A 13,653-nucleotide genomic window follows, 5' to 3' on the forward strand; every position below is an offset into this window, starting at 1 on the left:
GATTGCACAATCATGGCTTATTTTTATTATATTTTCAAACATTCAATGCTTTTTATTATTAAATTTGCGATAAATACTAATACTGAATGAAGAAAATTCTATCTTTTTTATTTATATTTTATATTTTCTCCTCTTCTTTTGCCCAATTGGACAGGGAACATTGGTTTGCTCCGATGGTAGATAGAACTGGCGCCCCGAATCCTAATCAGAAACTGTATTTATCTACCAGCAGAACGACTCCCTTCCCGGTAAGCATTTACAATAATAATGTTTTGATTGGTACAGTAGTCATCAGTAAGAGCAATCCACAGAAATTTGATGTTTTAAGAAATTATATTATTACCACACAGCAGACAGATCTGTTTACTCCTACGACAAAAGGACTGTATCTTAAAGCAGAATTTCCTTTTTATGCCAACTTAAGATTCTCAGTATTTAACCATGCAGAAATCATTACTTCAAAAGGAATCCCCTCTACAGGACAAAAATTTTATGCAGCTTCCGCTCCCATCACAGTAAGTAATCCTATCTTGAACTTTATGACGAGTGTATTGGCAACTGAAGATAATACATCCGTTACAATTTCCGGGTACAGCCCTACCGTTCAATTTTCAAACGGGACGACCGGAGCAACTAATCCAACAATTACTTTCACTTTAAATAAAGGACAATCTTATATTATTGATGGGATTGGAAATATAGCCTCAAACTTTGATGGTTTCATTGGTTCAAAAATTACATCAAACAAACCCATCAATGTTACCAACGGAAATTTTAACGGACAATACGCAGGAAACTTCCCTTCCAGCTCAGATATTTTAATGGATCAGGCAGTACCTGTCGACAGACTTGGAAATGAATTCGCACTCGTAAAAGGTAATGGTCCCATTGACTCCCATATGGAAGGGGCTATTGTTATTGCTACCGAAGACAATACTCAGATTTTTGTTAATAATGAAATTCCACCTTTAGCAACCATCAATGCCGGAAAATACTTTGTAATCCCGGATTCCAAATATATCCTCCAGGGAAACGGACATTACAATTTGTATCTTAAAACATCAAAAAATGCTTATGTCTACCAAATTTTAGCAGGAGACTCCAATGTAGGAAATGAAACAGCCACCGGTGGATTTAATTATATTCCCGCATTGAACTGTTACCTACCAAAGCAAATCAATGAACTTGGCCTTATCAATGAAAATTTTGTTCATTCCAATGGTAATCCCGGAGGTATTCTAAATATTCCAACAAAGTTAAATCTTATCACAGAAAGAGGAGCTAACATTACAGTAAACGGAGCAAATCCACCTGCAATAACCGGCCCATACAATATGACTGGTACAACCAATTGGGTTACCTATGGTATTCCCAATGTAACAGGTACCATTACAGTGGTTTCAGATAAAGCAATTATGGCCGGAATTACTGCCGGAAGTGATGCTGTAGGGTACGGAGGATTTTTTGCCGGCTTTCCTACCCAACCTGTTATTCTGCAATCAGGAGGCGGCTGTATTCCCGGGATGGTTCTAACGGTAGATCCTTTAATCTATGATACCTACCAATGGTACAGAAACGGGATTATCGTCCCCGGAGCTACCACATCATCAATCACCCCTACACTACCAGGGTATTATACATGCTCCGTAACAATGGGAAGTTGTGCTCCTTTGGTTACTCAACAGCTCAAAGTCCTGAACTGTACAAAACTAAGTACTAAAACCTACGATGTATGTACCTCGCTGACCATAACCCCAACATTAAGCAGTTCTACACAAACAACTGCGCCTAATACAGTAGCGATTACAACAGCTCCTACACTGGGAACCACAACAATAAATGCAACAACAGGAGTTATTACTTATACTGTAAATACGCCCGGAACATCCGGAACAGATACATTCACTTATACATTCTGCGGCAATGATCCTGATTTTCCGGATTGTGAAACAGTTACGGTTACCATCAATATCCAGGCTCTTACGGTAATGAATGCAACATTATTTGCCTGTGATATCAATGGGCAGGGAACCTTCAACCTGACGACAGCAAATATTACCACCAATTCCCCGGTTACCATTACTTATTATCCTACCATGTTGGATGCCCAGAATGAAAATGCAGCAGCTCTGATTAGCAATACAACAGCTTACAATGCACCCAACGGTACCATTGTATATGCCGTCGTAAAAAACAATATCGGATGTAAAAGTATCGCACAAATAACATTATCTCTCTTCAATAAAGCGATTGTTCTGGATAACTACAATGGTGTTTTCTGTGATGATAATCTGGATGGAACAGTTACTGTTTTACTATCCAATATAACTCCAATTGTACTTAATAATCCCAATTACTTTACTAATGTAAGATACTATGCCAGTGTTTCAGATGCCAATGCAGGGAACAACAATACCCTTCCTAACAACTGGAGCTATACAGCAACCACTACCATTTATATCAGAGTAGATTCTCCGGACGGATGCGCTTCTGTGATCAAACCTTTACAATTCAGTATCGGAGCTAAAATACCGTTGATTACAAAAACCGTTACAGAAAGCGCCTGTGATGATGATCTGGACGGAATTAAAAGTGTCAATTTAACACAGTTTATTCCTCAGTTTACCTTGGATCCCAATGTAACTTACACCTTTCATGCAACTTTAGCAGATGCTCAGAATAATGTAAATGCGGTTTTATCTCCAGTGAATATTACTACTTCACAGACTTATTATATCCGTTTTGAAAAAAATGGAGTTTGTCCTGAAATAGGAACTCTGAAAATCAACATTAAAGTTCCTAAAAAATCAGATATTTTAAAAGACAAGGAAATTTGCCCGAAAACCACTACCACTCTTAATGCAGGGCCTGGATTTGAAAAATACCTCTGGAGTACAGGAGCTACCACTCCCTCCATTACGAATGTTGCTTCTGGAAATTATTGGGTAGAGCTTACCTTTAATGGCTGTGTATACAAGCAATATGTAAATGTTACGGAATTGCCTCTGCCTATAATAACCGCTATTGAAATTGATGGAACAACTGTAAAAGTTGGGGCAAGCGGCGGTACACCTCCTTATGAATATTCTTTAGATGGGGTGGTATGGCAGAGTTCCAATATTCTCTACAATGTACCCAGAGGAGCACACAATGTATTTGTAAGAGACTCTAAAATGTGTGAAGATGTTAAAAAACCATTTGCCATTATTAATCTGATCAACACCATTACTCCGAATGGAGACGGTTATAATGAAGTAATAGACTATTCTGCTTTAATGAAGAATGACAATCTCGTATTCCGGATCTTTGACCGATATGGTGCAGAAGTCTTCAGAGGTACTCCTGAAAACAGATATACCTGGGACGGAAGAGTGGGCGGCAGATATGTTCCTACCGCAAATTACTGGTACTTTATCACCTGGACTGAATATGGCTCCAGCCTGATGATAAAATACACGAGCTGGCTGCTGGTAAAACACAGATAAAAACATAAACCCGGAAGAAAGAGTACCTGAAATTTCAGTAATTCTTTCTTCCGGTTTTTTTTATAGAAATCTCCCATTTTTTAATATATGACAAGTTTCTAACACTCCTTAACAATTAAATCCCAAAGTTTAATATAACTTTAACCACTATTCTTCATCTAATTACACAGAATTGCTTTATTTCTATGTAATTTTGCGCATTATATGAAGAAACTGTTTACTCTACTGCTATTGGTTTTTCTGGCAAAAATTAATGCACAAATATATTCCGGGGAGGTATTTCTGAGAGACAACTCTATTTTATATCTCAATCAGGTGTATGTCACCAACCTGAACACACAGAAAACCGTTCTCACGGACTACAATGGTAATTTTAATATTCCTGCCAATATCGGGGACGTGATCCGGTTTACCTCCATTGTGACCGAAAGAAAAGACATCAAGCTGACTCCTCAATCTATGGAGCAGAAAAATCTGGTTGAGCTCAAAATCGCGTATTACGAAATTCAGGAAATCGTTCTCAGCAGGTTTAAACCTACCGGAAATCTTCGGTATGATGTAAACTCTTTAAGAAAAGAAGACAAAGCATACGCTCTAAAAAAAGTAATTGGTCTTCCTGAACCAAAAGGAGACGGAACACCTCCGGAACTTCCTGTTGCCGGACTCCGGGATGGCGGGCTTACCTTCAGCCTGGAAAGCATCTATGATATTCTTTCCGGAGAAAGAAAGAAAAAACAGCGTTACCAGGCTTATGAAAGAATGAACAGTTCTATAGCACAGATTAAAAATTATCTGGGTAAAGATTATTTCACAAAATTTAAAATACCGGAAAACTTAATTGATAACTTTCTTCAGTTTGTGTATTCCTCAGAAAATATCCAGGCTTATGTTTTGGCGGGTAACTTTGAAGCAATAAAAGTCCCTATTGAAAAATATCTTCCTATTTATCAGAAAAGGTTAAGAAGCTCACATCTTCAGGAAGTTGTAGGCAGCAATTAATAAAAGAATCATTTGAAATATTTTATACCTCATGTACGTTACATGGGGTATTTTTTGTTGAATGGCTGAAAAACAGCAATGAAGCTTCATTAGAGCAACTACACTATGAATTATTCAACTTTTAAAACATATTATTCTTAAATATTCAAAAATATGTTTAATTTTATCTCACAAACAAGTGTTTAAAATAAAAACACTGGTATTTCGTTATCCAAATAAAAACTAACCGATCCGTGAAAGCAAATTAAAAGAGAAACACCAAATTTCTAACTTAATATGAATTAATGAAAAAAGTACTTTTACTTCTTTGTTGTATGTTTTTCGTTACTATGTCTTCTCAAAAAAAAGGGAAAGACTACAGTGATATTTTGAAAAGTAAGAATATTTACGAGATCAATGCTTTTTTACGGGATGCCCATCCTGATGATCCCCGAAGGTCCGTTCTTAAACCAAGGGTCATGGAAATGATGAAAGAGTATATCAAAAATGCACATCCTGCTGATCAAAAAGTAAAAGATATGCAGGAAATGCTTGCTATGCTACGGAGAAGACCTTCTACCAAAATTACTTTTGATGAAATGAATGCCATCATCAAACAAAAACAGATTGCAAAATATAAAGCTGAGCTTGCGGCAAAACAATCTACTACGGTGTATACGCCCAGCACTGCTCAAAATACATATGTTGTAAATGCTGCTGCCAATACTGCCGTTCCCAATACTGAAGCAGAAGAATTCAACATGCTGATGGCTGTATCTCCTGTAGAACATAAAAATAGAACTGTAAAGATCCTGAATTCCTTATTTGATAATGATCCCAATACTAAAGAATGCATCGTTTTGATACAAAATAAATCAGACTGTAATATCATTGTAAGAATGGAAGGTGTTGGAACTACCAAATACAGGCTGGCAGTTCCTGCTCAGGGTGAAGGTTCCATTGTGATAGATAAAGGGCAATATCTTTTCACCAGCCTGGTTTGCGGGGCTCAATATGCGTCGCAAAAAACAATTGAAAGGCCAATTATGGTGGCTTTAGGAAGCCATTAACAGAAACCAGGAACGAATGATCTCTATGTCTTTTACTACCAAAAGACATAGAGACTCCATAAATTTTCACTATTTTTGCACTCATTTTATAACTCAATGGGCAAGAATAAATTAGCAAGATTTGCAGAAAACAAAATATTACCGAATGTCATTCAACCAACAAGAGAAGATGCTTTGAATGGTTTCGAACTTAAAGGAAAATGGAGAGAAAATTTCTTTAAAAATGACAATCCTATTGTACTGGAGCTGGGCTGCGGAAAAGGAGAATATTCTGTAGGACTCGCAAAAACATTTCCTGAAAAAAACTTTATCGGGGTTGATATTAAAGGGGCAAGATTTTGGTTTGGCGCTAAAGAAGCTGTAGAAAACAACATGACTAATGTAGCTTTTCTGAGAACTCAAATAGAACTTGTAGATTATTTCTTTGCAGAAAATGAAGTAGATGAAATCTGGATTACATTCCCTGATCCACAGATTAAATATAAAAGAACAAAACACAGATTAACACATCCGGATTTTTTAAACCGATATAAAAAGTTTCTGAAGCCAGGAGGTATTATCCACCTGAAAACCGATTCAGAATTCCTGCATGGGTATACGCTGGGATATTTACAGGGAGCAGGTTATGAGATCATTTCTGCTCATCATGATATCTATGGCGCCCCGGAATACGACCCAAATACGGAGCATTTGAGAGATATCAAAACGTATTATGAAGAGTTATTCTCAGCAAAAGGGAAAACCATAACTTACATCAAATTCCGGATAAGCTGATGAAATAAAACCCTGATGAAAAAAAATTTTTTAACGATTTTATTCTTCACTTTTCTTATTCCCGGCTTTACACAGGCTCAGAAAAGCAGTAAAGATATTCTAAAAAGCACGAATATTAAAGAAATTGAAGAATACCTAAAGAATGCACACCCTGATGATCCCAAAAGAACTGTGCTGAAGCCTAAGCTTATTGCTTTAAAAAACTCTGAATGGACAAAGGGAGCCCGTACTGCCAAACCTATGGAAGCAAGGCCTGTTATCTCCGATATCCCTAAAAGCATTATGAGAAACCCTAATTCAGATGATGCTGAAGAGTTTAAAAAACTTATCGCAGAGACTTCTGCTGAACATAAGGAGAAAACAGTGAAGCTTCTGAATGCAATGTTCAATGAAGATATTACACGCAAGGAGGCTATACTCTTATTTAAAAATAATTCTGATTGTAATATTGTGTTGAGAGTTGAAGGAAAAGACTTCTATAACCTCGCTGTTCCTGCCCACGGAGAAAATTTTATTGTGATCAATAAAGGTTCATACACGCTCAGCAGTAATATTTGTGATATAAAATATTTCTCCCAGAAAGATATTAAAAAAAGTATATTTGTAACGGTGGACAGCCCTAAAATGTCCGAAACGCAAGCCAGTGCAATCAAAAAGGATGAGGTTCAGAAAAAACAGGCCATCAAACAAAAGAAAAAACAAAAAATAAAATAGTATGAAAAAACTATTAGTTTTTGCCGGAGTTTCAGTAATCTTTGCCGGTTGTAATGTAAATTACGGCGGTTATCCGGGAAGAACCTCCTATCCTTATCCTGCCGGTAATTCAACAGGCAACAGAGCCAATACAGAAAGAGAATATAATGAACTTATAAAGACCTATAAGCCGGAAACTGCTGAAGTTCTGAACGACCTTCTGAATAATGATGATCCAAAAAATCCAAGGACTTCTATTTCTGTAGAAAACAAATCTCCATGCAATATGGTGCTTACGGTAAGCGGGGGTAATTTCTTCAAGAAAATCCCCATTGGTGCAGGGAAAATTGGATATACCATGGTTCCGAAAAATCAAAATTACAGATTATCGGGTATTCTTTGCAACTCGGTATACCAGTCTACAAAGTTTATCACAACCTCTTATTCCATAAAACTTTCAAATTAAGATATAACCTGCAGAATTCTGCAGGTTTTTATTTTTAATGAGTTATCTGTTTTCTATTTTTGATAGAACAGAAAGAAACATGCAGCCTTAAAATCAAGTTTATATTACATTATTTTGAAAGCTTGAATATGATCTGAAAGCAGTTCTATAAATCATAAATGGCACAAATTCAAAAATAATTCTATAAAATCAACAGATAGTAAATATTTCCATATATTTAGAAATACATAATTGCGGTATCCGAAAAGCATATAGAGTAGGAAAAAAACTAAACTAAAAATCATGAAAAATTTAAAGAAAGTCTCAAGAACTGAGCTAAGAACAATCAAAGGAGGATACAGAAGCTGTATAGACGGCTGTAGTATTGAACTTGGCGAAATGTGCTGCAACGGTGTTTGCAGAATAGGAGTAATAGTGCCTGGTACAGACCCTGATCTCCCGGAACTTATGGTATGTCCTAAGAAATCTTAAGTATAAACAATAAAAAAAACGCTGGATCGAAATCCAGCGTTTTTCCTATATTAAAGAAAATCTTCAATTATTCTGCATCGAAATCAGCATCTGTATCAGCAGACACTTTTTCTCCTTCTTCTTTAGATTTTTCTTTATCAGCTTTTCTTTGAGACTGACCTTCTTTGATAGATTCAGAAACTACGCTAAGGATCATATCAATAGACTTAGAAGCATCATCGTTTCCTGGGATAACGAAGTCAACTTTTCTAGGGTCAGAGTTTGTATCAACGATACCGAAAACTGGAATACCTAGTTTCTTAGCTTCAGTTACCGCGATGTGTTCTCTCAAGATATCAACTACAAATACAGCAGATGGAAGTCTTACCATGTCAGCGATAGAACCTAAGTTCTTCTCAAGGTTAGCTCTTTGTCTGTCAACTTGTAATCTTTCTTTTTTAGATAAAGTTTCGAATGTACCGTCTTTTTTCATTTTGTCGATAGCATTCATCTTCTTTACAGCCTTTCTGATAGTAACGAAGTTCGTTAACATACCACCTGGCCATCTTTCTGTAATATAAGGCATATTAAGTTCAGAAGCGTGTTTTGCAACTACTTCTTTCGCTTGCTTCTTAGTAGCTACGAAAAGAACTTTTTTACCTGCAGAAGTTAATTTTTCTAAAGCGTTGCAAGCTTCATCCAATTTAACTGCTGTTTTATGTAAGTCTACAATGTGAATACCGTTTTTCTCCATAAAAATGTATGGAGCCATATTTGGATTCCACTTTCTGGTCATGTGACCGAAGTGTACGCCAGCCTCTAAAAGGTCTTTTACATTTGCTTTTGCCATGTTTTCTGTTTTTGTTAGTTTACTTTCCGTCTTTTAAACAATCAACAACTTCTTTAGATGGGAGAAGCGTTTGGATGCTAAACGTAACGGGCAATTTTTGCTTTAAGCTTCAGGCAGTAAGCCATAGGCTTTGAAGCGAATTAAAAATTTTAATAAGTTTTTCAAATAGCTTATTGCATGTTGCTTTAAGCTTATCGCAATTCTTAACGTTTTGAGAATTGGAATCTCTTTCTTGCTTTTTTCTGACCTGGCTTCTTTCTTTCCACCATTCTTGCGTCTCTTGTAAGTAAACCAGCTGGCTTCAATGCTAATCTGAACTCAGCGTTGATTTCGCATAAAGCTCTAGAAATACCTAATCTGATAGCTTCTGCCTGACCTGTATTACCACCACCGAATACGTTTACGGTAACGTCATACTGACCAACAGTCTCAGAAAGGATAAACGGTTGGTTTAATTTGTAAACCATCACGTCTGTAGAGAAATATTCTTTAGCATCTTTACCGTTTACTGTAATAACACCAGAACCTGGTTTTACATAAACTCTAGCTACAGAAGTTTTTCTTCTTCCGATTTTGTGAACTATAGACATAATTAATTATTTAAATTCGTTAACATTAATTGTTTTTGGCTGTTGAGCTTCATGTTTGTGCTCAGTTCCTTCATATAAATAAAGGTTCTTAAGGATAGCAGCTCCCAATCTGTTTTTAGGCAACATACCTTTTACAGACTTCTCTAATACCTTTAAAGAATCTTTCTTCTGAAGTTCAGCCGCAGTCATAGACTTCTGTCCACCAGGATATCCTGTATGCCAGATATAAGTCTTATCAGCCCACTTGTTTCCGGAAAGTGTAATTTTCCCAGCATTCAAAACGATTACGTTATCACCACAATCTACGTGAGGTGTGTAGTTCGTTTTGTGCTTACCTCTCAAAATCTTTGCAACCGTAGAAGCTAATCTACCTAACGGCTGTCCTTCAGCGTCTACCACAACCCATTCTTTATTAGCAGTAGCTTTGTTCGCTGAAACAGTTTTGTAACTTAATGTATTCACACGTTTTAGTTAAAGATTAAACATAATTTACCCCTAAAAGGGTGTGCAAAGGTACAAATTATTTTTGTAACCCAAAAACATATTTTATTTAATCTATATAATCCGTACGTCATACCCCTCTATCATTAGATTTTAACATTATTTATAATTTGGCACAGATCTTGTGAACTCATGTGCCGATGAAAAGAAACACTTCGAAGATTCTAAAAACACAATGAAACAGCAAAGAGTTTATTCCCTCAACTCTTTCTTTTTATTAAATTTACTTTAAAGATTTCCGTAAAACACCTGAATATAATTATAGTATCATTGAAATATTTATATTTGCGTTAATCATATTCTATATCCATGAGTCACGGAAAACTAAGAGAAGACAAAACCTGCCTGAACTGCGGGCATCAGGTTGAAGAAAGGTACTGCCCTCACTGCGGACAGGAAAATACTGAAAGACGGCAGCCCTTTTATTTTCTTTTTACCCATTTCATTGAAGATTTCACGCATTATGATGGCCAGTTCTGGGGAACTGTAAAAAACCTGGTATTTAAACCTGGTAAACTGACCAACACTTATCTTGAAGGGAAAAGACAGAAGTTTGTACCTCCTGTAAAGCTTTATATTTTTGTCAGTTTTATTACATTTTTTGTGTTTGCCCTTTTTCCTATGGTTAATATTGGTTCTTCGAAAGAGAGAAATACCGGAGAAAATGGCAAGACGAATCTTCTGAAAGTCATGAAGCCTGTTGAAAAACAAAAGCTGATAGACAGTATAAAAGCAAAAAAACATCTGGATGGAGAGGACTCTCTTGCCATTCAAGGCCTGAAAGCAGTTCCCGGCTCTTCTGAAATAGAAGATATCATTGACATGGACAAAAAGATAGATCCGGATGTTAGTTTTGGTGAATACAAAACCAGAAAGGCTTATGATTCGGCTAAAGCTAAAAATCCGTCATCTCTTAGTTTTATTGAAGCCCCAATTGTTCACAAATTCTTTGAACTTAAAGAAAAAGGGGTGAAGAAAAAAGAGATTATGGCCGGTATGGTAGAAAAGTCTTTTCACAATCTTCCCAAAGCACTTTTTATCTACCTCCCTCTTTTCGCATTCTTTTTATGGGTTTTCCATAGCAAGAAAAAATGGTGGTATTTTGATCACGGAATTTTCACGCTGCATTACTTCTCATTTTTACTGCTCACCATCTTATTCATTTTCTTACTCTCCAAATTAGCAGGTCTCACAGACCTCTGGCCGGTTAATACCATTTTGTATTTAGCAATATCACTCCTGTCATTATACACAATGGCCTATTTCTTTATTGCCCACCGGCGCGTATATCGTGCTCATGGTCTGGTAAGCATTATTGTCGGGATGATATTATTCACCATTAACTTTATTGCCTTCATGTTTTTACTGCTGGGTCTTGCCCTGATCAGTTTCATGATGATTCATTAATAAAAAAAAAGAGACTGTCGTACCGGACAGCCTCTTTTTTATTTATTTTCTCAGTGACTTTGTTGCCCTGAAACTTGCGATGACATAATAGGCCACAAATACCATGGAAAACTTCAGTATAGATGGAATAGCCAGTTCAAGTTTAAAAATTAAAGTACCTGCCCCAACCAGTATAGCCATCACTACAAAAGATAGTCCCAGCTTTTTAGCCAATGTAAAATCCGGAGTATCCAAATAATAAGCAATACCCCAGGCAGCACCAAAAGCAACGGCATAATATAACTCCAAACCGATGTTTTCTGAACTTAAAAAGAAATAATTAATCAGGAAGCTTACTACAGTTCCCAATGCGAAATATATCAACGCTTTTTGCATGTCTGTAAAAATATGCTGCAAAAATAGAAAATTTAATTGTGGCGCAGAATCATTGGAACTATTTAATTATTGAATGAAAGACTGCTTTTATATTTTAAAGCAATGCAATATCACCCAAAAAGGTAATTGAATACCAATATTACAAATTATACATTTGAAATAGAATTAAGAGCTGAATCTACAAACCCGAAAGTCAACAGACATGAAAAAAATCCCTCAAAAAACAGTAAAAATCACTCACTTTAAAGAAAATAATGTTGAAGTGAATGTAATCATCAGTGCCAACACACAATTTGGCGACCCTCATTTTATCATTAATGGAAAGAGAATAGATGATAATAATTTAAATGACGATAAATTTTCTTTCACCATTCCAAAAGCAGATTTAACATCAGATCATTTACTTTTCGCAACTTCTTTCAATATTAATATGCAGGTAAATCATCTGCAGATTTTAATCAATACATGCAGGATAAAGTTTGAATTTCCTCAGATTCCTTCCAGGAATTTTCATTTCAATCCTTTTGAAGGTAAAACAACTGATGATTTATCCGGTAAGTTTATCTATGGTGTTTATAAATACATAAAAGTTGAGCTATGAAAAAGATAGTACTACTAGCAGCGCTGATGTCTAGTATGACATTATTGTTTGCTCAAAGCAAAGAAATCAGTGCAGAGTTAAACAAACTCGAGCTTTCCAATGCACCAAGTGTAATGCTTCTCGGCCTGGCAAGTTCTGATCTGGAGACCCCGAAATCAAAAAAGGCTTTTATGTCCAGTATTGTCAATTCATTCAGCGAGAACGACGGTCTTCCCAATGCCTATGCAGTAGAACTTACTCCTACTCATTTATTTCCTCTGACGGAAATGGATGCTTTAAAGTATGCCGGCATTAAAAGCATTAAAAAACCAGATAATAGTTATGAGTATAAAAATAACATATTCAGTGAAGCCAAAAACGTTTCTGTCTCATTTGCCTTTCTGAGAAATTATAAAATTGAAGATCTTGACACTGAAAATCCTTCGGTATCTTTTTCATTACGAACCACAGTATTTAAAATAAGAAACAAAAAAAATATAGAGGCTATTACAGACTCCAATAAAAATATTTCAAAGGCATTAACTGAAATTCAGACAGAGTTTGAAAAATCAGAGGAATATAATGATATAGAAGTATCCAGTGCCAGTCCGGATGAAAAAAACGAGAAGAAGGCAAAAGCATTAGAAAAATTTGCCACAGAGTATTACAAAACCGAAACTGAAAAATATAAAAAGTACCTGGACGAAAAACCTGCTTTTCAGCTGGATGTAGCTTCTGCCTACAGTACTTTCTTTTTAGACAATCAGTTTAAGAATAATCAATTCGGGAAATTGGGATTCTGGATGACCATGAGTTCCGGGATCAATCTGGAAAGAACAAAAACTCCACAGAAAAAAGAAGATCAAAATAATGAAAAATCAAAAGTAATCATCAAAGAAGCCTCTACCACAGATGCTTCAAAGATCGAAAAAAGATTAAATTTCTATGCCGTTGCGAGATACATGCAGGATAAAACGGTTTATGATGCAGCCAGCGGATTCAGCAGGACTGATAATTATGATTTCGGTGGAAAAATAGAGCTTGTATACAACAGATTCTCTATTGGCTATGAGTTCATCTACAGAAGCAGCGATTTGGATGATACCTACCGTTCCAATGGAGTCATCAACTATAAAGTTTCTGACAGTGTGTACATCAATGCTGCCTTTGGAAAAAATTATGGTGACAAGAATAATCTTATTACATTTTTAGGATTAAACTGGGGGCTGGACAGCAAAAGAAAAACACTTTTTTCAGAAAAGTAATAATACAAGTCATTTTTTATGAAATAAAGGCCAAACTTCATGACACAAAAGAAAAAATGTCAGCGGGTTATTATCTGCTGACATTTATATTTTTACAGAATAGTGTAGTAATCTGTAAAATACAGACCTAGCCTCCAACAAAGTATTTCGAACTTAAAAAACAATTATC

The 13,653-nt window shown here is 35.9% G+C and carries 14 protein-coding genes; 10 read left to right on the forward strand and 4 right to left on the reverse strand.

The window, feature by feature from the left end:
- Nucleotides 1-86 precede the first annotated feature (86 nt).
- From V0410_RS13180 to V0410_RS13210, 7 genes are all read left to right on the forward strand, one after another.
- Nucleotides 87-3,485 carry a T9SS type B sorting domain-containing protein gene (locus V0410_RS13180; RefSeq protein ID WP_330743964.1) on the forward strand — a complete coding sequence of 1,133 codons (3,399 nt, stop codon included), beginning with the start codon at nucleotides 87-89 and terminating at the stop codon, nucleotides 3,483-3,485.
- Nucleotides 3,486-3,689: 204 nt separating this feature from the next.
- Nucleotides 3,690-4,484 (forward strand): hypothetical protein, encoded by a 795-nt coding sequence (locus tag V0410_RS13185; protein ID WP_110011478.1) that lies wholly within the window; start codon nucleotides 3,690-3,692, stop codon nucleotides 4,482-4,484.
- Nucleotides 4,485-4,768: 284 nt separating this feature from the next.
- Entirely contained in the window at nucleotides 4,769-5,533 is a 765-nt protein-coding gene (locus V0410_RS13190) for a DUF6759 domain-containing protein (protein WP_110011479.1), read from the forward strand.
- 96 nt (nucleotides 5,534-5,629) lie between these two features.
- Nucleotides 5,630-6,307 carry a tRNA (guanosine(46)-N7)-methyltransferase TrmB gene (trmB, locus tag V0410_RS13195; protein ID WP_110011480.1) on the forward strand — a complete coding sequence of 226 codons (678 nt, stop codon included), beginning with the start codon at nucleotides 5,630-5,632 and terminating at the stop codon, nucleotides 6,305-6,307.
- 15 nt (nucleotides 6,308-6,322) lie between these two features.
- Nucleotides 6,323-7,021, forward strand: a complete 699-nt coding sequence (locus V0410_RS13200; RefSeq protein WP_330743967.1) for a DUF6759 domain-containing protein — start codon at nucleotides 6,323-6,325, stop codon at nucleotides 7,019-7,021.
- Nucleotide 7,022: 1 nt separating this feature from the next.
- On the forward strand, nucleotides 7,023-7,466 hold the full coding sequence (locus tag V0410_RS13205; RefSeq protein WP_330743969.1) for a DUF6759 domain-containing protein: 444 nt from the start codon (nucleotides 7,023-7,025) through the stop codon (nucleotides 7,464-7,466).
- Nucleotides 7,467-7,748: 282 nt separating this feature from the next.
- Nucleotides 7,749-7,937, forward strand: coding sequence for a bacteriocin-like protein (locus V0410_RS13210; protein ID WP_330743971.1), 189 nt, complete (start codon nucleotides 7,749-7,751; stop codon nucleotides 7,935-7,937).
- Nucleotides 7,938-8,004: 67 nt separating this feature from the next.
- On the opposite strand, the gene rpsB is transcribed toward V0410_RS13210, so the two are convergent.
- From rpsB to rplM, 3 genes are all read right to left on the reverse strand, one after another.
- Entirely contained in the window at nucleotides 8,005-8,766 is a 762-nt protein-coding gene (gene rpsB / locus V0410_RS13215) for a 30S ribosomal protein S2 (RefSeq protein ID WP_002976219.1), read from the reverse strand.
- A gap of 203 nt (nucleotides 8,767-8,969) precedes the next feature.
- Nucleotides 8,970-9,356, reverse strand: coding sequence for a 30S ribosomal protein S9 (gene rpsI / locus V0410_RS13220; RefSeq protein ID WP_002976218.1), 387 nt, complete (start codon nucleotides 9,354-9,356; stop codon nucleotides 8,970-8,972).
- A gap of 6 nt (nucleotides 9,357-9,362) precedes the next feature.
- Nucleotides 9,363-9,818, reverse strand: coding sequence for a 50S ribosomal protein L13 (gene rplM, locus V0410_RS13225; RefSeq protein ID WP_002976217.1), 456 nt, complete (start codon nucleotides 9,816-9,818; stop codon nucleotides 9,363-9,365).
- A 348-nt stretch (nucleotides 9,819-10,166) separates the two neighbouring features.
- Between rplM and V0410_RS13230 the strand changes: the two genes are divergently transcribed.
- Entirely contained in the window at nucleotides 10,167-11,264 is a 1,098-nt protein-coding gene (locus tag V0410_RS13230; RefSeq protein ID WP_330743975.1) for a DUF3667 domain-containing protein, read from the forward strand.
- A gap of 42 nt (nucleotides 11,265-11,306) precedes the next feature.
- Here the strand turns inward: V0410_RS13230 and V0410_RS13235 are convergent, their stop codons facing one another.
- Nucleotides 11,307-11,639, reverse strand: a complete 333-nt coding sequence (locus V0410_RS13235; protein WP_110011484.1) for a hypothetical protein — start codon at nucleotides 11,637-11,639, stop codon at nucleotides 11,307-11,309.
- A 202-nt stretch (nucleotides 11,640-11,841) separates the two neighbouring features.
- Between V0410_RS13235 and V0410_RS13240 the strand changes: the two genes are divergently transcribed.
- Both V0410_RS13240 and V0410_RS13245 read left to right on the forward strand, forming a co-directional pair.
- Nucleotides 11,842-12,240 carry a hypothetical protein gene (locus tag V0410_RS13240; RefSeq protein ID WP_330743976.1) on the forward strand — a complete coding sequence of 133 codons (399 nt, stop codon included), beginning with the start codon at nucleotides 11,842-11,844 and terminating at the stop codon, nucleotides 12,238-12,240.
- Entirely contained in the window at nucleotides 12,237-13,484 is a 1,248-nt protein-coding gene (locus V0410_RS13245) for a hypothetical protein (RefSeq protein WP_330743977.1), read from the forward strand. The genes V0410_RS13240 and V0410_RS13245 overlap by 4 nt, the downstream gene beginning before the upstream one ends.
- Nucleotides 13,485-13,653: the final 169 nt, after the last annotated feature.

It is taken from the genome of Chryseobacterium sp. CP-77, from assembly GCF_036362765.1.
Classification (GTDB): domain Bacteria; phylum Bacteroidota; class Bacteroidia; order Flavobacteriales; family Weeksellaceae; genus Chryseobacterium; species Chryseobacterium cupriresistens.